This is a genomic window from Pseudoalteromonas sp. ASV78, assembly GCF_047806705.1.
GTDB lineage: Bacteria > Pseudomonadota > Gammaproteobacteria > Enterobacterales > Alteromonadaceae > Pseudoalteromonas > Pseudoalteromonas prydzensis_A.
The window spans coordinates 3,312,730-3,336,587 of sequence record NZ_JBLOPA010000001.1 but is presented as its reverse complement, the minus strand read 5'-3'; the positions used below and the strand labels follow the sequence as shown (position 1 = coordinate 3,336,587).

23 protein-coding genes are annotated in these 23,858 nt (G+C 41.9%); 14 read left to right on the top strand and 9 right to left on the bottom strand.

Annotation, left to right across the window (positions count from 1 at the left end; translation table 11 throughout):
* Window positions 1-3 precede the first annotated feature (3 nt).
* Window positions 4-1,125, top strand: coding sequence for a succinylglutamate desuccinylase/aspartoacylase family protein (locus tag ACMVDV_RS15170; RefSeq protein WP_416158667.1), 1,122 nt, complete (start codon window positions 4-6; stop codon window positions 1,123-1,125).
* A gap of 233 nt (window positions 1,126-1,358) precedes the next feature.
* The gene (locus tag ACMVDV_RS15165) at window positions 1,359-2,399 is read left to right on the top strand and encodes a phospholipase A (protein WP_416158666.1); all 1,041 of its coding nucleotides are present in this window, start codon (window positions 1,359-1,361) and stop codon (window positions 2,397-2,399) included.
* 48 nt (window positions 2,400-2,447) lie between these two features.
* Here the strand turns inward: ACMVDV_RS15165 and ACMVDV_RS15160 are convergent, their stop codons facing one another.
* Window positions 2,448-3,341: a bifunctional GNAT family N-acetyltransferase/hotdog fold thioesterase gene (locus tag ACMVDV_RS15160; protein WP_283709894.1), complete on the bottom strand. Its 894-nt coding sequence runs from the start codon at window positions 3,339-3,341 to the stop codon at window positions 2,448-2,450.
* 217 nt (window positions 3,342-3,558) lie between these two features.
* Here ACMVDV_RS15160 and ACMVDV_RS15155 point away from each other — a divergent pair, with 217 nt between their 5' ends.
* The gene (locus ACMVDV_RS15155; protein ID WP_064667785.1) at window positions 3,559-4,248 is read left to right on the top strand and encodes a spermidine synthase; all 690 of its coding nucleotides are present in this window, start codon (window positions 3,559-3,561) and stop codon (window positions 4,246-4,248) included.
* Window positions 4,249-4,252: 4 nt separating this feature from the next.
* On the opposite strand, the gene dtd is transcribed toward ACMVDV_RS15155, so the two are convergent.
* The 3 genes from dtd to ACMVDV_RS15140 are packed head-to-tail and all read right to left on the bottom strand — an operon-like array spanning window position 4,253 to window position 6,560.
* Window positions 4,253-4,690: a D-aminoacyl-tRNA deacylase gene (dtd, locus tag ACMVDV_RS15150; RefSeq protein ID WP_064667784.1), complete on the bottom strand. Its 438-nt coding sequence runs from the start codon at window positions 4,688-4,690 to the stop codon at window positions 4,253-4,255.
* Window positions 4,678-5,631, bottom strand: coding sequence for a prolyl aminopeptidase (gene pip / locus ACMVDV_RS15145; RefSeq protein ID WP_304178595.1), 954 nt, complete (start codon window positions 5,629-5,631; stop codon window positions 4,678-4,680). The genes dtd and pip overlap by 13 nt, the downstream gene beginning before the upstream one ends.
* Before the next feature lie 32 nt (window positions 5,632-5,663).
* Window positions 5,664-6,560 carry a virulence factor BrkB family protein gene (locus ACMVDV_RS15140; protein WP_064667782.1) on the bottom strand — a complete coding sequence of 299 codons (897 nt, stop codon included), beginning with the start codon at window positions 6,558-6,560 and terminating at the stop codon, window positions 5,664-5,666.
* A gap of 88 nt (window positions 6,561-6,648) precedes the next feature.
* On the opposite strand from ACMVDV_RS15140, the gene ACMVDV_RS15135 reads away from it, so the two are divergent.
* Entirely contained in the window at window positions 6,649-7,305 is a 657-nt protein-coding gene (locus ACMVDV_RS15135; protein WP_416158665.1) for a DUF2959 domain-containing protein, read from the top strand.
* A 236-nt stretch (window positions 7,306-7,541) separates the two neighbouring features.
* Window positions 7,542-8,633 (top strand): MBL fold metallo-hydrolase, encoded by a 1,092-nt coding sequence (locus ACMVDV_RS15130; RefSeq protein WP_416158664.1) that lies wholly within the window; start codon window positions 7,542-7,544, stop codon window positions 8,631-8,633.
* Here the strand turns inward: ACMVDV_RS15130 and ACMVDV_RS15125 are convergent.
* Window positions 8,628-8,903 (bottom strand): hypothetical protein, encoded by a 276-nt coding sequence (locus ACMVDV_RS15125; RefSeq protein WP_304178587.1) that lies wholly within the window; start codon window positions 8,901-8,903, stop codon window positions 8,628-8,630. The genes ACMVDV_RS15130 and ACMVDV_RS15125 overlap by 6 nt on opposite strands.
* Before the next feature lie 195 nt (window positions 8,904-9,098).
* Here ACMVDV_RS15125 and ACMVDV_RS15120 point away from each other — a divergent pair, with 195 nt between their 5' ends.
* On the top strand, window positions 9,099-9,830 hold the full coding sequence (locus tag ACMVDV_RS15120) for a CBM9 family sugar-binding protein (RefSeq protein ID WP_416158663.1): 732 nt from the start codon (window positions 9,099-9,101) through the stop codon (window positions 9,828-9,830).
* A gap of 552 nt (window positions 9,831-10,382) precedes the next feature.
* On the opposite strand, the gene typA is transcribed toward ACMVDV_RS15120, so the two are convergent.
* The gene (typA, locus tag ACMVDV_RS15115; protein WP_064667778.1) at window positions 10,383-12,206 is read right to left on the bottom strand and encodes a translational GTPase TypA; all 1,824 of its coding nucleotides are present in this window, start codon (window positions 12,204-12,206) and stop codon (window positions 10,383-10,385) included.
* Window positions 12,207-12,726: 520 nt separating this feature from the next.
* Here typA and glnA point away from each other — a divergent pair.
* From glnA to ACMVDV_RS15090, 5 genes are all read left to right on the top strand, one after another.
* Window positions 12,727-14,133, top strand: coding sequence for a glutamate--ammonia ligase (gene glnA, locus ACMVDV_RS15110; RefSeq protein ID WP_145237945.1), 1,407 nt, complete (start codon window positions 12,727-12,729; stop codon window positions 14,131-14,133).
* Window positions 14,134-14,268: 135 nt separating this feature from the next.
* Window positions 14,269-14,781, top strand: a complete 513-nt coding sequence (locus ACMVDV_RS15105) for a DUF4124 domain-containing protein (RefSeq protein WP_304183960.1) — start codon at window positions 14,269-14,271, stop codon at window positions 14,779-14,781.
* Window positions 14,782-14,872: 91 nt separating this feature from the next.
* Window positions 14,873-15,943, top strand: a complete 1,071-nt coding sequence (gene glnL, locus ACMVDV_RS15100; RefSeq protein ID WP_304183959.1) for a nitrogen regulation protein NR(II) — start codon at window positions 14,873-14,875, stop codon at window positions 15,941-15,943.
* 18 nt (window positions 15,944-15,961) lie between these two features.
* Window positions 15,962-17,347, top strand: coding sequence for a nitrogen regulation protein NR(I) (gene ntrC, locus ACMVDV_RS15095; protein WP_304183958.1), 1,386 nt, complete (start codon window positions 15,962-15,964; stop codon window positions 17,345-17,347).
* A 26-nt stretch (window positions 17,348-17,373) separates the two neighbouring features.
* A complete protein-coding gene (locus ACMVDV_RS15090) occupies window positions 17,374-17,832 on the top strand; it encodes a cyclic nucleotide-binding domain-containing protein (protein WP_304183957.1) in 459 nt (152 codons plus the stop codon).
* Here the strand turns inward: ACMVDV_RS15090 and ACMVDV_RS15085 are convergent.
* From ACMVDV_RS15085 to ACMVDV_RS15075, 3 genes are all read right to left on the bottom strand, one after another.
* A complete protein-coding gene (locus ACMVDV_RS15085) occupies window positions 17,821-18,630 on the bottom strand; it encodes an arylamine N-acetyltransferase family protein (RefSeq protein ID WP_416158662.1) in 810 nt (269 codons plus the stop codon). The genes ACMVDV_RS15090 and ACMVDV_RS15085 overlap by 12 nt on opposite strands.
* A 75-nt stretch (window positions 18,631-18,705) precedes the next feature.
* Window positions 18,706-19,368, bottom strand: coding sequence for a hypothetical protein (locus tag ACMVDV_RS15080; protein WP_416158661.1), 663 nt, complete (start codon window positions 19,366-19,368; stop codon window positions 18,706-18,708).
* Between the two features lie 55 nt (window positions 19,369-19,423).
* Window positions 19,424-19,711 (bottom strand): hypothetical protein, encoded by a 288-nt coding sequence (locus tag ACMVDV_RS15075; RefSeq protein WP_416158660.1) that lies wholly within the window; start codon window positions 19,709-19,711, stop codon window positions 19,424-19,426.
* A 262-nt stretch (window positions 19,712-19,973) separates the two neighbouring features.
* Here ACMVDV_RS15075 and ACMVDV_RS15070 point away from each other — a divergent pair, with 262 nt between their 5' ends.
* From ACMVDV_RS15070 to acnA, 3 genes are all read left to right on the top strand, one after another.
* Window positions 19,974-20,357 (top strand): RNA-binding S4 domain-containing protein, encoded by a 384-nt coding sequence (locus ACMVDV_RS15070; RefSeq protein WP_304183950.1) that lies wholly within the window; start codon window positions 19,974-19,976, stop codon window positions 20,355-20,357.
* Between the two features lie 76 nt (window positions 20,358-20,433).
* Window positions 20,434-20,862 (top strand): hypothetical protein, encoded by a 429-nt coding sequence (locus ACMVDV_RS15065; protein WP_304183949.1) that lies wholly within the window; start codon window positions 20,434-20,436, stop codon window positions 20,860-20,862.
* Window positions 20,863-21,069: 207 nt separating this feature from the next.
* Window positions 21,070-23,817 (top strand): aconitate hydratase AcnA, encoded by a 2,748-nt coding sequence (gene acnA, locus ACMVDV_RS15060; protein WP_416158659.1) that lies wholly within the window; start codon window positions 21,070-21,072, stop codon window positions 23,815-23,817.
* The last annotated feature ends 41 nt before the right edge of the window (window positions 23,818-23,858 follow it).

Genomic DNA, 23,858 nt, shown 5'->3' with positions numbered 1-23,858 from the left:
GAGATGAGTATTACAACAGCTATCAGCCAAGAAAACATTGTGGTTGGCGAAGTCGCCAACGGCCTGCCATTAACCATTCCTGTCTATCGCTTAAAAGGCGATGGCACAGGGCCAAATGTTTATGTGCAAGCCAATATGCATGGCGCAGAAGTACAAGGTAACGCAGTGATCTATCAACTGCTCGAACAATTAAAGCAACTAAAGCTTAAAGGCGATATCACCTTAGTACCTTATGCCAATCCGATTGGCTGTAATCAAAAATCGGGAGAATTTACCCTTGGCCGCTTTGATCCAATTACCGGCACTAACTGGAACCGTATGTATCACTGCAATAGTAAGCTCGCGAGCCAATTTGCCGAGCAATACCGTGATGTCGATGAGCAAACCTTAACAAGCGCTTTTAAAGCCGCTTTGATCGATGAAGTTGAACAACAACTCAACGGCCCAGCTTATCGCTTAACAACCGGTAAGCGTATTGCCCTTAATTTACAAAAACTGGCACATCAAGCTGATATAGTGCTGGATTTACACACCGGCCCTATTTCAAGCCAGCATTTATATTGTCCAGATTACGCCAAGGCCAGCGCCAGCTATTTCAACATTCCCCATGTTTTGTTCATTCCGAATGACTTTGATGGCGCAATGGATGAAGCCAGCTTTTGCCCATGGTGGCAACTAACCGAGGCATTAGCTCAACAAGGCCGTGAGTTTAACGTGCAAGTTGAAGCGTTTACGGTCGAGCTTGGCAGCCAAGAAAAAATAGATTTAACCGCCGCCCTTGATGACGCCAACAGTATTTTAAGTTACCTAAATCACAAGCAAGTATTTGTCGATGCGCCGTATCAACCAACGGCAATGACACGCTACGGCTGTAAGTTAAATAATTACCTTGCTTACTATGCGCCTATGGGCGGCATGGTTGAATATATCGCACCACTTGGTGGCCATATCAAAGCGGGCGAGCCAATTGCTAAAGTATTGCGCATGGAACGCTACCTCAGCGAGCAGCCTCTACAAACCCTCGCACTTGATTGTGACGCCATTGCGATTTTGCACTTTGCCTCAGCCAGTGTAAATCAAGGCACCGAGCTATATAAATTTTTTACTAACGTATTTGAGCTTTAACTTTTATATAAAGCTCAGCCCTTCTCATTGCGTGAGAGCACGATTATCTAACTGGAAAAAGTGCATTGAACAAGCGGCTTCGGCCGCTTTTTCTTTATCTTTATGAGCAAAAAAAGCTATAAATAGTAAATAATTAACGTAACTTAAGTTAATTAAGTAAAAGTTCACCGTTACTAAGCTATAAAACACGATATACTTTTACCTCTATATACGGTTTTCTCAAAGGAAGAATAATGACTTGGCGCTACGGGATCCTACTGACGACACTACTATCATGCACCGCATTTGCACAATCAGAACAAGCTGAAAAAACAAATGAACAAGACAATGATCTAGAGCTAGTAAAGCAATGTATTTTAAATGAAGCTATTGGCGGCAAAGCCGAAATGACACTAGCGCAATTGCGTGAAAAATGTAGCTCTCTAGATGAAAGCAAACAGATTACCGCGCTGGATAAACGCAAAGCCCGTGAACAGGTCAGTGAAAAAAATCGCAATGTTATTACGCCGCACAAACGTAACTACATTTTACCTGTTTCTTATGTTTCCCACCCAAACAATAGCTCGTTTGAAGCATATGACGAACTAACCGGTGAAAAACAAGATGAACCACTCGATAACGTAGAAGCAAAATACCAGCTTTCAATTAAGGTGCCTATTTTCGATGATTTTTCTGATGAAGACCAAGCTATATTTTTTGCCTTTACATTACAGTCATATTGGCAACTTTATAACAAAGAAAGCTCCTCACCATTTCGTGAGACCAACTATGAGCCAGAAATTTTTTGGGTTAATTATTTAGATAAAGAGCACGTGCCATGGGGCGACGAAATGGCAGTGGTGCTTGGTATTTCGCATCAATCTAACGGTAATAGTCAGCCAGATTCGCGCTCATGGAACCGTATTTATGCAAACTTTTTGTGGGAAAACGATGGCTTTGTGTTTAGTTTTAAACCTTGGTACCGTATTTCAGAAAGCGAGAAGGAAACGCCATTAGATCCAAGAGGTGATGATAACCCTGATATTTACAAATACATGGGTTACTTTGAATTTAGCGGCGCATATCGACTTAATGATAATGAATTTAGCTTTATGACCCGTAACAACTTAAATTCAGACAATCGTGGCGCAATTCAGCTTGATTGGTCATTCCCTTTATGGGGACGGGTGCGTGGTTACGCCCAATACTTTAACGGTTACGGTGAAAGCTTAATTGATTATAACGCTGATATAGAACGTATTGGTGTGGGTATATTGTTAACTGACTTACTATAAAAGTTAAGGCCAAGCACTTGCTTGGCCTTTTTTTGCTCTTAATTTTAGCTACTTAATAATTTTAAATGTGCCTTCAAACTCAGCAACCAGTGACTCACCATCGTAAATCTCAACGGGCACTACATAGCTTGCCTTGCCATCCGTTTCCAGCTCCGCCAATTTGCCTTTACAGCCACTTAAATCCACACTGCCACGCGGGTCGTTATTGAGTGGTTTTAAATATTTAATATTAGCATCGGCTAACACAATATTACCTTCAAGGCCGGCTTCTTTAAGCGCTAAATAAGTTGCGCCCCAGCCAGTGAGCGTTGCTAAACTATAAATAGAACCGGCAAACATAGTGTTATGCAGATTTAAGTTCGCATTGAGATCTGCGCTGGTGGTAAATTGCCAATCGGTGTAGCTTTCAACTTTAATGCCCATCGCATCGCTGATCGGAATAGATTCACGCCAAGTATTTTGCAGTACTTGCGTCCAGTTAGGGTGGCGGAACCAACCTGGTGCAGATGGTTTTTGTTTCACCATTTTCCAATGTTGAACATCGTCATAGGCTAAGTGGGCTTTTTCTTTGAGCTCGTAACCATGGCGCTTATAAAACTCAAGCGCGCGTTCACGGGCAAATAACACCAACTCATCGGCATCTTGAGTCCAAGCTATTTTTTCAAGCTCATGGAGTAAACGGCTACCAATATGTTGATTACGATTGCCCTCAGCCACCGCCATATAACGTACTTGCGCTTGTTGTTGATTATTGAAATGCAGTCGTGCAACACCTAACACGGCTCCCTCTTTATTTTTAATAAAGCGGTGTTCGGCATCTTGCTCTAAATCATCCTGCTCAGAACCACGCGGCTCATTCCAAGGCGCGCGTAGTACTTGCCAACGTAATTGATAGTAAGCTTGCCAATCTTCACTACTTTGTGGTGTTGTCACCTGAAACATAATCACTCCTGTTGCTACCAAGGCCGCAAACGCTTGCTAATTCAAGATGCGTTTATCTAACTAAAAATGCGGTCAGTTATTATTTGCAAACTACCATACTCCATCTGATAAAAACTTGGAATACGACTTTGGTGAGCAATGCAAAATATCTGCTTTACCTGTAAAACTTGATAGACATATTGGCGCTTTAGGTTGACTCGTCTATGCTGATGTAACTATGGAACATTTTTTTGAAGACAGCGGTGCAGTAAAACACAGTTTTATCGAAGATTGCCATCGCATCGGGCAATTACTCTATTGGCACAAATATGGCGCCGATTGCATTCAGGTGCGCCAGCATAAACAATTACGCTGGCTACTGATCAACGAAACCCTGCAATCCGTGGTCGAGAAAAGCAGCCCAAGCCATTTGCTGTTTCCACATTTACAATATTTAGCGCAATTATGGCAGCCGCTCCCAGCACCAAACGCGGTACTTGAACTGGGCTTAGGTGGTGGCGCTATCCGCAATTATTTACAACACACCTACCCTGATAGTCAGCTATTATCTGTAGAGAAAAACCCCAATATCATTCATTGTTATAAGCGTTTTTTTGGCGGGGATCACGCATCCAACTTGCGCTGTTTTGATGCTGAAGCGGTATTAGAGCATGGCCCACAATACGATTGGATCATTCTTGATCTATTTAGCCAATTAGATGCACCGTTATTTTTATACAAACACCGCTTTTACGAAAAACTGCGCAGCGCTTTAGCTAAACATGGTTACCTGTTTATTAATTTTTTGTCCCAGCATGAATCACAACTAAAGCAGCTAGAGCATTTGCTGATCACCACGTTTGGTAAAATACCCAGCATTGAAAAAATCCCAGGTTATGCAAATAATATTGTGGTGATCAGAAAATAATTCGTTATACGGTTAAGTTAAATGTTACTGGCCCATCATTACATAAACTTACTTGCATATCCGCAGCAAATTGTCCTGTCGCAACACGTAACCCCGCCACTTTAGCTTGGCTTACAAAATACTCATAAAGCTCATTTGCTTGAACCGGTGTTGCCGCTGATGAAAAACTCGGGCGCATGCCTTTTTTAGTATCTGCCGCCAGAGTAAATTGCGATACCACCAATAATTCCCCCTGAATATCTTTGAGACTTAAATTCATTTTGTCGTTTTCATCGCTAAAAATACGGTAGTTCGTCACCTTGTGCAGTAGTTTATCAGCGGCGCTATTATCATCGAGCTTTTCAACCCCAAGCAATAACAGTATTCCCTGCTCAATTTGCCCAATAACTTGACCATCTACTGTAACTTTTGCGTGTTTAACCCGCTGAACTAGTCCTTGCATTTATTCCTCGATAATTTAATACACATAAGATCGGCTGCGCGCCGTACTGCCGCTAAATATACATTATTATCAACACCATGCCCAACGCCATCTAATATAAGCAACTGTGCATTGAGTTGCTCGGCTAAATGCTGCACCGCATTGAATCGGCATACTAAATCATGGCGGCCATGAATAAACCAAGTGGGAATTTTACTAATTTTTTTATAGTTTTCACTAATAAAGTTATCCGCAATAAAACACTGCGCAGCAAAGTAATGGACCATCAAACGCGCCATATTGAGCCCTAGCTGTGGTGAACTCAATCCCCATTGATGCTGCTGTTTACCATGACTCAATACATTTTCCCACTGGCACCATAATTTGGCAAAGTGGTTGGCATTTATTTGATTATCATCATTTAATTGCTGCTGATAAAACTCAAGAATACTCGCCACATCAGGTAGATTTTGAGAAAAACGCGCATACAACTCAGGGTAAAAGTGTGCTGCACCACCAGTGCTGCTATATAACCAATCTAAATCTGCTGAAGTAGCTAAAAAGGTGCCCCGTAAAATTAATCCTTGTACATGTTGAGTATGTGCAATTGCATACAGTAAACATAAGGTTGCTCCCCATGAGCCACCGCTAAGCAGCCATTTTTCTAGCCCTAAATAAGTACGTAAGTAATCAAGATCAGCTACTAGCTCTGTAGTGGTATTCGCGCCGATTAAATGGGGAGTAGATTGGCCGCAGCCGCGTTGGCTATACAAAATAATACGGTAACGGGTAGGATCAAAAAAACGGCAATTATCCGCATGCAAACCCACGCCAGGGCCGCCATGGCAAATCACCACCGGCAAGCCCTCGGGCTCACCGTATTCCTGCACATGAATTTGATGGCCATCCCCAACACTTAAATGAAAGTCATGGTAGGGAGTAATATTCGGATATAACTGCATAATGCTGATTCTCCTATCAGCGATGCGGCTAATTAATGAGTAGCATCGCCCTCTTCATCCAAGATAACATCAGGTGTATCTGCGATATTTTTAGGGCTAATACATACAGTGAATTCAGCTCCTAACAACACAACCACCCAAGATAAATAAACCCATACAAACAAAATTGGGATCGTTGCCACCGCGCCGTAAATCACTTCATACGATGGAAAATGACTGATATACAGTGCAAAACCTTTTTTAGTTAACTCAAATAGTAAGGCTGCAAATAAAGCCCCAGGGATTGCAGCTCGAAAAGGCACGCGAGTATTAGGCACTAAAGTATAGAGCATAATAAAGCCCGCCATGGAAATTAAATACGGCAATAGCTTTAACAAAAAGCCACTAAAACCAGGGATCCCCTGATCGGCAAAAGAGACTAACGAGACAATATACGAAGTAACCCCGATACTCGCCCCCAATAACAATGGCCCTAAACTTAGCACCATCCAATAGACGGCAAAAGAAATCATCATTGGCCGCTTAGCTTTAATTCGCCAAATACGGTTTAAAGTTGCATCAACATTTCGGATCAGCAGCAGCGCAATAGCGGCTAAAAAGCCGATACCCACGGCAGTCATTTGATTCGCATTTCCTGCAAAAGAGGTAATATGCTCTTTGATTACATCTGATGAGGTGGGAATAAAATTAGCAAACAAAAAGTTTTCAATCGCAATTCGGGTGTCTTCAAAGCCCGGAAAAGCCGAGAAAATAGCCACACCCACAGCAATGAGAGGCACTAACGAAAGTAGCGTCACATAGGCTAAATAACCAGCATTTACAGTTATTTGATCATCAATACAGCGATTAATATACTGCATCCACCAAGTGGGCTGCTGACGTATAAGCCCCCGCAACTGCTGTTTATAATGTGCGACCTTTTCATTCATAAATTTAACTTTCTGCTAAAATAGTTTTGATTATCATAGCAATCCGCCACATAATTTACAGCAATAACGGATTTAAAAAGGGATCTCAATGAAAAAATTTACTTTGTTAGGCGCACCAATTATCGCTTTAACGCTCACCTTAACTGGTTGCCAATCGGCATATTACTCGGCCATGGAATCGGTTGGGGTGCATAAACGCGACATTTTGGTGGACCGCGTCGAAGCAACCAAAGAGTCTCAAGAAGAGTCTCAAGAGGAATTCCAATCTGCACTTGAACGTTTAACAACATTGATTAACTTTGATGGTGGAGATGTACAAGCAGCCTATGACCAACTCAATGATGACTACAAATCTAGCCTTGCGGCTGCTAATGACGTTACAAATAACATCAACAAAGTTGAAGATGTAGCGCAAGCATTGTTTGAAGAATGGAGCGAGGAATTAGAACAATATTCTAACGCTTCACTTAAACGTGAAAGTAATAAAAAGCTCACCGCAACCAAACGTGACTTTGATAAACTGTTGCGCTCAATGCGTAATGCTGAAAGTAAAATGGAACCGGTACTGTCATCACTGCATGACAATGTTTTGTATTTAAAACATAACCTTAATGCGCAAGCGGTTTCTGCCATTCAAGGTGAGTTCACTAATCTTAAACGCGACATAAAAGTGTTAATGGATGACATGAACCAGTCGATTGCTGATTCAAATAAATTTATAGAGCAGATGAATAAAGCAGGATAAATCTGCTGCGAGTTGGCGAGTTGGCGAGTTGGCGAGTTGGCGAGTTGGCGAGTTGGCGAGTTGGCGAGTTGGCGAGTTGGCGAGTTGGCGAGTTGGCGAGTTGGCGAGAAAAGAATACATTAAGCCTGCGATTTCGCAGGCTTTTTTATTGTTATATCTTGTTACTTTTTAAGTGTTTTTTAATCGGCTATTGTTGGTACACTTTTACCTAATGAAAATTATAAAAACATTCAACAATGAAAAGACATGTCGTTAGTTTAATTATCGCATCAAGTTTATTAGCCGCGTGTAGCACTGCCAATCACGTGCAAAGAATTGCCGGCGCTAATACAGTTGTGCCACTGCACCAAGATGGTGAACGAGCTGGCCGCTACCACAACCTCTACCCTGGTGAAAAAACTTACCCTGTTAGTTGTGAGCATGATTGCTACCCAAAAAACGCGAGCTTAGTATGTGAAGCAGAGACTGAAAACTGCCAATATCAAGGCGAGCAGCTAACACCACAACTCAATACTGGCTTCACTGTGCGCTGGCTTGGCCACGCAGGTTTTATGATCAAAACCCCCAACGGCCAACAAGTGGTATTTGATCCAGTAAAGGAACAGTTTGACTCCCCTGTTGATTTAGCTTTTCGTCTTGCCTCAGGATTTTATCGAAAACCCGGCGACTGGCTCACTGACAGCGAACTAAAAAACTTAGATGCTGTTATGTATTCTCACCTTCACTACGATCATTTCAATAAAGCAGACATCGAAAGCATCGGTAATCAACCTCGCTACTTAACACCACTTGGTATGGCAGATAACTTTCCAACCGGTGGCTTTAACATTAGCGAAATGGCTTGGTATGCAAGTACTAACATTGGTAATTTAACTATTCACGCCGTGCCTGCGCATCACTTTAGCAGCCGTATTCTCGTCCCTTTTATTTACGAAGATAACGATAAAGCTTCATGGAATGGCTGGCTGCTTGAACAAAATGGCAAAACACTCTTTTTTGCAGGCGACACCGGTTACTCACAGCACTTTAAAGACATCCAACAGAAATATGGTGAGATTGATATTTGTTTAATGCCAATTGCCTCTTATTACAGCGAAGATAATGGTAAATGGTATCGTTATGTACATACTACTCCTGAGGATGCCTTAACAGCCGCACAAGAGCTAAATTGCAAAGTTATGATACCTTGGGGCTATGGCAACTCAAGTTGGCAGATGGGCGATCACAGCAGCCATTCCCCATTACTACGCTTATTGCATATGTACGATGAAATGGACTCGCAAATCCCGCTGTATATTTTCAATGAAGGAGAAAGTGTCGCACTATAAAGCGACACTTGGGTACTGATACGATTGCTCTTCCGCCTTACATTCATCATCACCGAGAGAGCGATTTATTGGCCCAAGTAACATACTAAACAAACCATTAATTATATTCGCTGTTTGATGTGTATCTGAACTATCGAGCGAGTGGTTCTGCACTTGGCGTTGCTGACTTTGCGCACTGCCAACAACAAAGTCACACCCCGAGCTCATTACTTGCGACGAAGTACAACCAGATAAAAACACTGTTATAACCAACAACAATACTTTAGCCAAAATTATTCCTTTAATATATAAATTATTGCAACACGATAACTTTACCTTGTAGCTAAATAAAATAATGTAAAAAACTGTATGCACTTACGGCTTGTTAGTGTCTCTATTTAGCACCTCACTTATTACCGCTGTTGTTTTCAATTTTTGTTTCAGTCACTATTAGGCTATAAACAAAATAAAAAATTTGAGAATGACATGAAAACAGTCGCGCTGACTTTAAGCCTATTAATGAGCAACGCCGCCATGGCGATCGACGTAGCACATACAGCAGCACCTATCACCATTGATGGTGTCTCTGAAAGTGCATGGAACCAAGCAACATGGCAGCCTATGCCTTACCTTATGGATGGCACCTTACCTGACTCAGATAAGGACTTCAAAGGCCGCTACAAGTTACTTTGGGATGAAAACTACCTGTACTTACAAGCCGATATTGTTGATGATGTGCTAATTGATAGCCACCCAGATCCTACCGATAAATACTGGGACGATGATGCCTTAGAAGTGTTTATCGACAGCGATGCCTCAGGCGGTAACCATCAATTTAATCATACTGCATTTGCCTATCACATCGGCCTTGATAACCAAGCGGCTGATTTCGGACCTGATAAAAAGCCCCATTTATACACAGATCACTTAATCAGTCGCTGGCAACGCAACAGCACCGCGCCCTACAACATCACTTGGGAAGTGGCGATTAAGCTTTATCCGAATGATTACCAAGAAGGCGCGCAAAACACCCCGCTTAAGTTAACGGCAAAACAAGTGATCGGCTTTATGCTCGCCTACTGCGATAACGACGGCAGTGAAGTACGCGAACACTTTATGGGCTCACACGAAATACAACCAGTAAATGGCAGCCGCAACCTAGGCTATATCGACGCCAGCGTATTTGGCAAAATCACCTTGTTACCAAAAAATAACTGATCCACGCAGAACTCAAGAGACGCTGCGCTTACAATAAAATAGGTACTAGGTTGCTAGGCGCTAGGGCAGCAAATCCCGATGACTTTGTTGCCCTAACCTCATTTACTGCTCATTATCTTCTCTTTGTGCAAACATTTTTTAAGTGAATTATTCACAAAGAGGATAAGAGACGCTGCGCTTTAGAGGAAAAAATTATTTCAGAGATAGATTCTATGGCAAGATTTTTCAAAGTCTAGCGCCTTACCTAATGAACCTTTTCATAATAAATATAATATCAGCAGTAACGATTGGTGGATTTGATTAAACTTTACTGTTTATCTCCACCGCCTCGCTGGTAAGAACGCTTCTAACCTAGATCCTAGCGCCTTTCACCTAACAGCTATTACTAACACCAAGCTACCCAACTACACTGTTCTAATCTGACAGCTGACCGCTTACAGCTCTTCCCCTCACAAACTTTACTCTCGCTAACTCGCTAACTAATAACCACAAAAAAGCCGCTGTATCTCTTAAATACAGCGGCTTTTAAAATCATCGTTCTAAATTAATAGATTATGACTTAGGCGCACGACCCGCACGTTTACGTTCATTTTCAGTTAAATGACGTTTACGAATACGAATGTTTAATGGCGTTACTTCTACTAGCTCATCATCAGCAATAAACTCAAGCGCTTGCTCAAGTGAATAGTTAAGTGCTGGTGTCAATGTTTGTGCTTCATCTGTACCAGATGCACGAACGTTAGTAAGTTGCTTACCTTTAAGCGCATTAACTGTAAGGTCGTTATCACGGCTATGAATACCGATAACCATACCTTCATATACTTCAACACCGTGACCGATGAATAAACGGCCGCGCTCTTGTAAGTTAAATAATGCGTTAGTAAGTGCTTTACCCGTTGCGTTTGCAATCATTACGCCGTTCTTACGAACACCTAGCTCGCCACCTTTGTGCGGACCGTAGTGATCGAAAGTATGGTACATAAGGCCAGAACCTGATGTAAGCGTCATAAAATCAGTTTGGAAACCGATTAAGCCACGGCTTGGGATCATAAAGTCCATACGCATACGACCTTTACCATCTGGTGCCATATCAGTAAGCTCACCTTTACGAAGACCGATTTGCTCCATGATCGAACCTTGGTGCTCTTCTTGACAGTCAATCGTTACCGTTTCATACGGTTCTTCAAGCACGCCATCAACAGTACGTAAGATTACCTCAGGACGAGAAACCGCTAGCTCGTAACCTTCACGACGCATGTTCTCGATTAAGATACCTAAGTGTAATTCACCACGGCCAGAAACACGGAAGCTATCTGGGTTTGCAGTGTCTTCAACACGAAGTGCTACGTTATGTACTAATTCTTTGTCTAAACGCTCACGGATATTACGTGATGTTACAAACTTACCTTCTTTACCACAAAAAGGAGAGTTATTTACAGAGAACGTCATGGTTACTGTCGGCTCATCAACACTTAGTGGTGGTAATGCTTCAACGTTAGTAGGACAACAAACAGTGTCTGAAATCTTAAGTTCGCCGATACCGGTTACCGTTACGATGTTACCAGCATAACCACGTTCAGTTTCGATACGCTCAAGACCTAGATAGCTTTGTACAGAACCGATTTTACCGTTACGTTTAGTGCCATCAGCACTGATGATAGTAACTTGTTGGTTAGGTGCTACAGAACCACGCTTGATACGACCAACACCGATCACACCAACATATGAGTTGTAATCAAGTTGCGAAATCTGCATTTGGAAGTCACCTTCAGGATCTGCATCCGGTGGTGATACTTCGTCAACGATCATCTTGAACATAGGTTCCATGTTGTCTGATGGCTCGTCTAAATCTAATGTTGCCCAGCCGTTGATTGCTGATGCATAGATCACTTTAAAGTCTAACTGTTCGTCAGTTGCGCCTAGGTTGTCGAATAAATCAAAGATTTGATCCATAACCCAATCAGGGCGTGCACCTGGCTTATCAATTTTATTGATAACAACGATTGGCTTTAGGCCTTGCGCGAATGCTTTTTGCGTAACGAAACGCGTTTGTGGCATTGGACCTTCTTGAGCATCAACAAGTAGTAATACTGAGTCAGCCATCGAAAGTACGCGTTCAACTTCACCGCCAAAGTCGGCGTGTCCTGGGGTATCTACGATATTGATATGGTAGTCATTCCATGAAATAGCGGTGTTTTTCGCTAAAATGGTAATACCACGCTCTTTCTCAATGTCGTTTGAGTCCATCACGCGCTCTTCGTTACCGCCGCGTGTTTCTAATGTACCTGATTGCTCAAGTAGTTTGTCAACCAGTGTTGTTTTACCGTGGTCAACGTGCGCGATAATCGCTATATTTCTTAACTTTTCGATGCTCATATTTTTACTCAGAGAAATTAAATTCTCAATGATCCTGCAAGATCTACGCACTCATCTGCGTTTTCACGAGATGTCCCAGCATAGGATTTAAAAGGGCGCATATTATCCCTTATTAATGACATGGATGAAAGTTTATCCAATATATATTTCACAACTTTCTTCATACTTCTAATAAGTATCTGTTTTATATATGACATTTTCATTAATTTAATTTTTCAATTTGCCACTATTTCGCTCATTCCTAGCTATTATTGTCATAATTTGGCAGTATTTGCTGAGTAAGTTAACTAAATAACGGTGTTTATTATATATACAAATTAATCGCAAATAGCGTTCATTTAATGAATGCACCAAAATGATCAAATCACGATCCAAATTGGTGCAAAAACACCAAAAGCTCGCGAACATCTGTATTTTTTAACCATTAAAAACAATATATTACAAATATGGCATGGAAGCCGCTTACTAGAAAGCAAAAGCAATTATGCAGCAAAAATAAAACCCAACAGTTGGAGGACACATGTCACAATCGGTTTTAGATTTTATTAAAGAAAATGACGTTAAGTTCGTTGATTTACGCTTTACTGATACCAAAGGTAAAGAACAACATGTTTCTATTCCTCATCACCAAGTAGATGAAGATTTCTTTGAAGACGGCAAAATGTTTGACGGTTCTTCAATTGCTGGTTGGAAAGGCATTAACGAATCAGACATGGTATTACTACCTGTTGCTGAATCAGCTAAATTAGACCCTTTCACAGAAGAAGCTACTTTAATTTTACGTTGTGATGTGGTTGAACCTGGCACATTACAAGGTTATGAGCGCGACCCGCGTTCAGTTGCTAAGCGCGCTGAAGAGTACATGCGTTCTACTGGTATTGCTGACACCGTTTTATTTGGTCCTGAGCCAGAGTTCTTTGTATTTGATGACATCAAATACAAAACTGATATGTCAGGTTCAATGTACAAAATTGATTCTAAGCAAGCAGCTTGGAACTCAGATAAAAGCTACGAAGGCGGCAACACGGGTCACCGTCCTGGCGTAAAAGGTGGTTATTTCCCTGTTGCTCCAGTTGATGATTTCCAAGATTGGCGTTCAGCGACATGTTTAGTGCTTGAAGAACTAGGTCAAGTTGTTGAAGCGCATCACCACGAAGTGGCTACAGCGGGTCAAAACGAAATCGCAACTCGCTTTAACACTATGGTATTAAAAGCGGATGAAATCCAAGAAATGAAATATGTTATCCATAACATGGCTCATTTATATGGCAAAACAGCGACCTTCATGCCTAAGCCAATCGTTGGTGACAACGGTTCTGGTATGCACTGTCACCAGTCTTTAGCTAAAGACGGTGTTAACTTATTCGCAGGCGACAAGTACGGCGGTCTTTCTGAAGAAGCGCTTTACTACATCGGTGGTATTATCAAGCATGCTAAAGCAATCAATGCATTTGCCAATGCGTCTACTAACTCGTACAAACGTTTAGTACCAGGATTTGAAGCGCCAGTAATGCTTGCGTACTCTGCACGTAACCGTTCTGCATCAATCCGTATCCCAGTGGTTCCATCTGAAAAAGGTCGTCGTATCGAAGTACGCTTCCCAGATCCAACTGCTAACCCATACCTTGCATTCTCTGCAATGCTTATGGCTGGCCTTGACGGTATCAAGAACAAGATCCACCCTGGCGATGCAATGGATAAAGATTTATACGACTTACCAGCAGAAGAAGCAGCAGAAATCCCAACAGTTGCAACTTCACTACAAGAAGCACTTGCTTCTTTAGATGCTGATCGTGAGTTCTTAAATCAAGGTGGCGTATTCACTAACGACCTAATTGATGCTTACATTGCGCTTAAGTCGAAAGAAGTTGAAAAGCTTAACATGACGACTCACCCTGTTGAGTTCGAAATGTACTACAGCTGTTAATACGCTGTAGTTAGAATTATCTAGTTATAGATAATCTATGTGTGTTCTCAAGGCCCGTTATGCGGGCTTTTTTTATGGCTAATTTCCCCATTCTCCACTAAAGTTTAGTTAGTGCAAAAAATGCAAGGTGGCAAGGTGAAAACAAGGCTTTTATTACTAGTGATGCTGATCTCAATCAGCTTTTATGGCTACAGTGGTGATAAGAAAATTTATTCTTGGAAAGATAAGAATGGTGTTTTAGTATTTTCTGATACCCCTAAAGTGGGTGCCACTGAAGTAAAGCTCACGAGCCAAACTTTATCTATGCCAAGCGTTGATACTAGTATTTTAGATGAACAGCAGCCTGTCGCTGCGAAAAGCTATAAAGTGGTTATTTCTTCCCCTGCCGATCAAGGCACTGTGCGTGAGAATACCGGTTCAGTGTATGTTACTAGTCGTATTACACCTCGCTTTGAGAATGGTTTTAAAATTCAGCTACTGGTTGATGGTGCTGCATTTGCAGAGCCCAGCAATACCAGCACGTTTGCCCTGCGCGATGTCAATCGTGGGGAACACACCTTACAAGTTAAACTATTTGATCCGCAAGGCTCTGTAGTCTCTGTTAGCCCAATAAGTACATTTTTTATGCATAGAGCATCATCTTTGTAAAAAGATCTTCTTTCGATACAAAGACAATAATTTGCTTAATAATTATGTGCTAAGCTGCTAATTATCATCAACGCACTAAAGTGGTGCAACCATGCCCAATAATAAAAATTTTAGCCCGGAACTACTCACTAGCATTTGGCAAAATCTCTCAACTGCAGTGCTCTTACTTGATCAACAATTTACGCTTATTTACGCTAATAATAGTGCCAGTGAGCTATTAGGATTAGGCCCTAAGCGTATTCTAAATCAGCCATTTGACAGTCTATTTAACTATCATTCGATTGACTTAAAACGCATTGCACAATACTCACTGATGGATGGTGTAGATTGCCACCAGCATAGAGCTGACGTGGTTTTCGTTGATTCTCGCCATGCCAAATTAGCGATCAGCTCGCGCCGCGTAAAACTGCAAAACGAGTATTATATCTTATTTGAATGTCGCCAAACCGACGATGAAATTCGCCATGATCAAGCCTCGAATCAAATGCATCAATACCAAGCTGCCCGCAACTTAATTCGCGGACTTGCCCATGAAATTAAAAATCCTTTAGGTGGAATTCGCGGAGCGGCGCAATTATTGCAGTATGAGGTTGATCAGCAAGAACGGGATGAATGTGCAGAACTGATCATTGAGCAAGCAGACCGCTTACGAGAGCTGGTAGACAGATTATTAGGGCCGAATCAATTACCGCAGAAATCATACGGTAATATTCATCAAACCTTAGAGTCTGTAATTAAGTTAAGTACCTTAGATAATTGCGCCAACATTAGTTTGGAAAAAGATTATGATCCAAGTATTCCGGATGTATTTATTGACCAAGGTAAAATTCAGCAAGTGGTACTTAATATTGTTCGTAATGCACAACAAGCGTTGATCGGTGGTGGCGTGATAAAAATTAAAACACGCATTAATCATCAACAACGTCGCCCGGGTAAAGCCCCTAAGAAAGCTTTGCTGATCCAAATATCAGATGACGGACCTGGTATCGATCCTAGCATCAAAGAGACCTTGTTTTACCCGATGATCACCAATAAAGATGGTGGTTCAGGACTCGGACTCTCGATTGCACAAACCTTGATCGATCAACACAATGGCTATATCGAATGTGATAGCTGGCCAGGTCATACAGAATTTAATATATATCTGCCTTTTGTGGATTAATCGGTTTTTGGAGTTCGCATGAAAACAGTTTGGCTTGTTGATGATGATGCATCGATCCGCTTTGTACTTGAAAAAGCGCTGGCACGCGCAGGTTTCAACGTTGAAAGTTTTGCTAATGCCCAAGACGTGCTCAGTGCATTAAAGTTTAGCCAGCCCACCGTGCTGGTCTCAGATGTAAGAATGCCGGGTATGGATGGCATGGCATTGCTGGAGCTTATTGCAGAGCAAAATCCAGGACTTCCAGTGATCATTATGACTGCGCATTCTGACTTAGATTCTGCAGTTAATGCCTTTCAAAAAGGCGCATTTGAATACCTGGCCAAACCGTTTGATTTAAATGAAGCGGTTGCCTTAGTAGAAAGCGCGTGTCGCGCTAATTCCACTAAAAAGACTAAACGTAAACCAGCCCCGCCAAAAAGCGCCCATATCATTGGCGAAGCGCCAGCTATGCAAGAAGTGTTTCGGGCAATCGGCAAGCTGTCGGCCTCAAGCATGAGTGTATTGATTAATGGTGAATCTGGTACCGGTAAAGAGTTAGTTGCCAGTGCATTACACAACCACAGCCCGCGTAAAGAAAACCAGTTTATTGCCTTGAATATGGCTGCAATTCCTAAAGAATTGGTGGAGTCTGAGCTGTTTGGCCATGAGAAAGGCGCCTTTACTGGGGCTGATAGTGTGCGTAAAGGCCGCTTTGAACAAGCCAATGGCGGGACGCTATTTCTCGATGAAATTGGTGATATGCCACTGGATGTACAAACTCGGCTATTACGGGTATTAGCTGATGGCGAATTTTACCGCGTTGGTGGTCATCAAAGTATTAAGGTGGATGTGCGGATCATTGCCGCAACTCACCAAAACCTTGAAGACTTGGTCAAACAAGGCAAGTTTAGGGATGACTTATTTCACCGCTTAAACGTGGTAAGACTTCGCTTACCTGCTCTGCGTGAACGCACCGAAGATATTGAACGCTTAGCACAACACTTTTTGCATAAAAGCGCCAAAGACTTACAAGTTGAAAGTAAAGTGCTCAGCGCTAAAGCCACTGATTTACTGCGCCTATTCAACTGGCCAGGCAATGTTCGCCAACTTGAAAACACCTGCCGCTGGCTTACTGTAATGGCCCCGGGTGAATTAGTCAGTGAACAAGATTTACCGCCTGAAATTTTAGAGATCGACGCAGCCCAACAAGAAGGTGATTGGCTTGATTCATTCCAGCAGTGGCTTAATCAAGAGCTAAAACAAGGTAAAGAAAATATTTGGCCGAATATTCAAGCGCAGTTAGAAACTCGCTTAATCAAAACGGCGTTGGCAAACTGTGCTGGTCATAAGCAAGAAGCCGCCGTTAAAATTGGTTGGGGTCGCAATACATTGACCCGTAAATTAAAAGAGCGCAATATCAACTAAATTTCCCTGTTTGAAAGGAAAACAAGTTGAAGTTAATCGAGCATATACCATTAATAAAGCAGCTGGAAATACTCAATAGGCTGAATTTTTTTAGAGAGTTTACCCTCAACGAGCGGCAAATTTTACTCGAATCATTCAGCCATTTATATTTAGTGAGTCAAGATCGCTTTGTGTTTAAACAATTCGATAATGACAAACAACTGTATATTGTGCTCAGTGGCGCTATTGTGGTGTTTAAACACAGCCATTTAATGGAACTGGGCACAATAGAGCCCGGTGAGTTTATTGGCGAAGGTGCCTTTATCAATAACCGCGAACGTAGCACCAGTGCCCGCGCAAAAAGCGATACCATTGTCTTGGCGATCACCCATGAAGCGCTTACTCGGCTACCCAATGTGATCCGCGAAAAAATCAAAGACCGTATTATTGAAGGCATGAGCGAGCGCATCGCCAAGCTTAGTCACTACCTTGATTCACGAGGCTGAGCGTATTTTAGTAAATAGCCACTGCGCAGATTGCAGTGATACATTCAGTAAAAAAACCTCTCGAATTAACTGATATAAATGCTCACTACTTTCGATTACTTGCTCTGTATGCAGTGACTTTGCTTGATGCCAATAAAAAAAACTCTGATTACGAATAAGAAACCGTTCACCATCAGCAATTCGTGATACGACTAAGTTATTTACAAATACAGCACTTGGGTGTTGATGGCTATAAAAGTGCGCTATATCGCAATCACTTTCAAAAAATTCAGCGAGCTCAACGCGGTATAAATATTTTTCTTCGGGTTGTTGCTGATGAACCATAATGATATTGTCGCAACGAGTTATACGGTATTTATTCATGCCTTCGGCAACGATGCCACTTTGATCGATCGCTAAAGGTAATATTGGTGTACTCACCCCAAAACCTACATCCACTAAGTATTGTTTGCCATCGAGGGTTAATAGCGTTAACCGATGTGAACGTGGATTTTCAAGCTGACCATTGAGCATCACTCTCGCTATCACTATTTGTACATTAAAGCCCAATGCCTGCAAAGCTAAGTAAAATATTTTGTTATGCTCAAAGCAATAACCACCTTGTTTATCAGTAATCAAACGTTTAAATAATTGTTCTGGTTCAGTACTCAAAGGAAGATCTTGCAATGCATTAACACTACTAAAGCTGTATTTAGTTAAATGCAGTGCTTGCAGTCGGGTAACCAAATTTAAATCCCGTACAGCATGTTCAACATCGGTATCTAGGCTGTTTAAATAATCTTTGATATAAGCGTGCATAAAGCATCCTGGTTATTAAGGTTGATGATTTCTGCACAGCCTAAAACCTCAAGCTAAGTTTAGGTAAAGTGTTTTTTAATCCATATACACAACTTGCAGCGAGCAATTTAACCATTGTGGCCCTTCAATGTGTGCATTATAGCGAAATGTGTCTGAGGGCTTTTCCCCAAAAGGAGTGGCAACCAAAGGGCTTGAATGCGTGTATGACTGCGAAGTATCTCTATAATTGATGACTAAATAATTTTCATAACGCTGCCAAACTAACTGAGCGCGAGCACCATTTAGTAAAGTAACTTCAACCAAGTTATCAAAAAATCTGACTTTAAGGTTATTGTAGCGCTCTTCAACGCAACCAGTAGTACGCAGCTGTTGCGGCACGTCAAAACCTTGCTCTATGTGCTCACCACGTAAGTAAAAACCAATATTGCCATCGCTATAATGATGATTAGCCAGCGACACATAATTTATCTGCGGCTGATAGCCCATCGCTTGCATAATATCAGCAAGCTGCTCGGTTTCAGCAGTAAGTAGCTTATCTTCGGAAGTTAACAGTGTCGCAGCAGTAAACTCTTTAGGTACTGGTAATTGAGTGAATTGATACGGTAACGATTGTTGCTGTAAGCGTACACTCAGTTGCTCGGTTTGGAATTTAGTTAAGCTTTCAGTGTACACATATATTGTTGGCTGTTGACACGCTGTTAGTAATAACAACATGCAGATTAAAATTCCATTTCGCATAGTACCTCCAAATGATTACAAATGTAGTCTATTGGAGGTGCCGTATTAAGGCAACTTAATTTATTTGGCTATTTAACCAAGCATCAACACTTTGTCTGGTGTATAACACATCTTTAAATAAACGATGGCGTTGAAACTCCAATAAACGCTCTCGGTTGTTGTCACCACTGAGTAATTGACTGTGATTATCATTAAATTTTGAAATCACCGAAAAGCCTTTTTGCATACTGTGCGGTTGTTGTTTTACCTGTTGAGTTAGGTGCGCTCTGACATCATCAGCTGTTAACATATCTGAGTTATTTAAACCCATTAACTCTTTTCGCATTGCTAGTCTTACACCCATCTTCTACTCCATTTTCAGTGCCTTAGCACTTAAGTTACTGCATCTAGCGGTTATTAATTTTCATCATCTACGGCAAATAACAGGCCAGATTTTACAGTCGCAGCTTACATCGTAATTACTGCAGTTTTTTTAAAGACAGTGAAAAATACCAAAAAGTTTCCGGTTAATTTTATTTAATGCCTCGCAGACTTTAGACAGCTTGATGCAAAAGTCACGCTAAGCCTTTATACTATGGCTGTGCCCTACCTTAATGAGATCAAACATGAACAACGAATACATTGAAATTGAATTAGAAGAAGAACCGATTGAGTTATGTAAACTTTTAAAAGTTCTTGATTTAGTTGAAGGTGGCGGCCAAGCAAAAAACCTCATTACTGAGGGCTATGTGGGCGTTAACCATGAAATTTGTACAATCAAACGGAAAAAATTATACAGTGGTGATGTGCTTGAATTTGATGGCGAGCTCTTTAAGTTAACTTTAAGTGAAGATGCAACACCGGCACAGCGTGCTGTGGGAAATACGCAATCTGAGAGTGTAAAAAACCCTGTGCAAGAAACACCAGCGGCACCTAAAAACAAACGTAAACGTACCAAAAAGCCGAAAGTAGATGAAAAAACCGGCCGTCGTCCAATTTCATTTGGTTAATCACCTACGCAACTTGTAAAACACTTTAGAGTCGTCTTTAATTACTTTCTTAACAATAGCAAATTAGAAGGGTTTTATGACGACTTCAACAGCTCCTAGTTGGCTTAAAAGCGTTGCTTGGGCCGCCTTAGTTTGGAATTTACTCGGGGTAATTGCGTTTATTATGCAACTGCTTATGACCCCTGAAATGATTAGTAAACTCCCTGCAGATCAACAAGCTGCATATTCAAACATCCCTTTATGGTCTACCTTAGCGTTTGCTGTAGCCGTGTTTGGTGGCACAGTAGGCTGTATTTTCTTGTTACTTAAAAAAGCAGTTGCACGAGCCTGTTTTGCCCTGTCGTTAATCGCGATTTTTATTCAACAATTTTATAATTTCATCATCATTAACAGTATTGCATTACTCGGTGCTAGTGCTGTCTTTATGCCAATATTAGTTGTTGTTATTGCGATTACCCTGCTAATGCTGAGCCACAAAGGCAAACAACAAGGTTGGCTACAGTAAACCAGCAAAGCAGACTAAATTTAGCTGCTGTTGTTTTACTGCTAACGCTTGAAATATAAATTTTCAGCATCATATCTACTACATTAACTGTGCAAAAAACATGCAAAAAGAAGCTGGTATGTACTTTGCACTTTAACTATTTAAAGAGGGGTTACACTTACCACTTGAGTACTACTTAAGGATATTCATCTAACTTAGGGGCACATAATGAACAATAGTTTTGACACCCAAAAACAACTCACTATTAATGGCGAGCAGTTTCATATTCATTCACTGCAAGGATTAGGCGACAAAGCCAAGCGACTGCCGTTCTCGTTAAAAATTCTACTCGAAAACCTACTACGCAATGAAGATGGCGTAAATATCAAAGCACAAGATATCGATGCATTATTAGATTGGGATCCACAAGCTAAACCAACTGCCGAAGTAGCGTTTACGCCAGCGCGCGTAGTAATGCAAGATTTTACCGGGGTACCCGCGATCGTTGATTTAGCCGCGATGCGTGATGCCATGGAAAAACTCGGTGGCGATCCGGCAAAAATAAATCCACTCTCTCCTGCTGAGTTGGTAATTGACCACTCAGTACAAGTAGACGGCTATGGTAATGATGGCTCATTTGATTTAAATGCCAAGCTAGAATATGAACGCAATAAAGAACGTTATGAATTTTTACGTTGGGGTCAAACGGCATTCGATAACTTAAAAGTAGTGCCGCCCGCCACCGGGATTGTTCACCAAGTGAATTTAGAATACCTCGCCCGAGTGGTATTCAATGAAGACCGCAACGGGCAAAAATTTGCTTACCCAGATACGCTAGTCGGTACTGATTCTCATACTACGATGATCAATGGTTTAGGCGTACTTGGTTGGGGTGTAGGCGGCATTGAAGCGGAAGCCGCAATGCTCGGTCAGCCAATTAGCTTACTGATCCCACAAGTGGTGGGTATGAAACTCAGCGGCCGTTTACCTGAGGGCACCACAGCGACAGATTTGGTACTAACCGTAACTGAAATACTGCGTAAACATGGTGTAGTTGGTAAGTTTGTGGAATTTTATGGTGACGGCCTGGCTGACTTACCATTAGCAGATCGTGCCACCATTGCTAATATGGCGCCTGAGTACGGTGCTACCTGTGGCATTTTCCCGATTGATGATGAAACCATTAGCTACTTACGCTTAACCAATCGCGATGAACAACAGTTAAAACTGATTGAGGACTACGCTAAACATCAAGGTTTATGGCGTAACGATGGCGATGAAGCTAATTACACCGATAAACTCGAATTAAACCTCAGTGATGTTGTGCCAAGCCTTGCAGGCCCTAAACGCCCACAAGATAGAATTGCATTAGATCAAGCAGGTGAACTGATCAGCAAACACTTAACAACCTTCCAAGATGAACGCTTAGCAAAACTTGACAATAGTGACGAGCAACAAGCGCGTATTGAAAGCGAAGGCCCTGTTACGAATCCTAACGATACGGTAAACGAAGCGCAATTTGTGGGCGCAGCAAAGGTTAACTTTAAAGGCCAAGAATTTGAGCTCAAAGATGGCGCTTGTGTGATTGCCGCCATCACTAGTTGTACTAATACTTCCAACCCAAGCGTTATTTTAGCGGCAGGCTTAGTAGCGCAAAAAGCTCGCCAGTTAGGAATTAATGTAAAACCGTGGGTAAAAACATCACTCGCACCAGGCTCACAAGTGGTAACCGATTACTTAGAAAAAGCTGGCCTGATGGCTGACTTAGATGCCCTTGGCTTTAACTTAGTTGGCTATGGTTGTACTACCTGTATTGGTAACTCAGGCCCACTTGCCGATGAAATCTCTGATGCGATTCAAAAACATAAACTGATTGTAAGCTCTATTTTATCGGGCAACCGTAACTTTGAAGGACGTATTCACCAAGACGTGAAAATGAACTTTTTAGCCTCACCGCCTTTGGTTGTTGCTTACGCAATTGCTGGGCGCACCGATATAGATGTTTACAATGAACCGCTGGCACAAGATGCAGACGGCAATGATATTTACCTGAAAAACATCTGGCCTACAGTGAGCGAAGTGAATGAGCTAGTGAAAAAAAACGTCACTAAAGAAATGTTTGCCTCAAGTTACGGCAATGTTTACAAAGGCGATGCTCGCTGGCAACAAATTAAAATTCCTGATGGCAAACTGTATGACTGGAATGAAACATCAACTTACATCAAAAAAGCACCATTTTTTGATGGTATGAAAATAGAACCACCCGGGATCCCAACAATTACTGGCGCACGCTGTTTAGCAAAACTTGGCGATTCTGTGACTACCGACCATATTTCCCCCGCCGGAGCAATAAAAGCCGATGCCCCCGCAGGCCTATACCTGCAAGAACATGGGGTTGAAAAAGCCCAGTTTAACTCTTATGGCTCACGCCGTGGTAATCACGAAGTGATGATGCGTGGTACTTTTGCCAACGTCAGGTTAAAAAACTTATTAGCTCCTGGCACGGAAGGCGGTGTAACTCGCACACAACCTGATGATGAGCTTGCCAGTATTTACGATGCAGCAATGGCGTATCAACAGCAAGGTACACCTCTTGTTGTACTCGCAGGGGCTGAGTATGGCACAGGTTCATCACGCGACTGGGCCGCAAAAGGCTCGCTATTATTGGGTGTTAAAGCAGTAATAGCACAAAGTTATGAACGTATTCACCGCTCCAACCTGATTGGTATGGGTGTGTTACCGCTGCAATTTAAGGACGGCGAAAGTCATGAGTCGCTTGGCTTAACTGGTCAAGAGCAATTTGACATTGATGGCCTGTATGACAAAACGACTGAAGTAACCGTAATTGCCACAAATAGCGAGGGGAAAAAGCAAAGTTTCACGGCTGATGTTCGTATCGATACCCCTAAAGAGTGGGATTACTACAAGCATGGCGGCATTTTACAATACGTCTTGCGTAATATGCTCAGCAATTAATTGACTGTTCAGGGCTTTGCAGATTTAATTTGCTTAGCCCT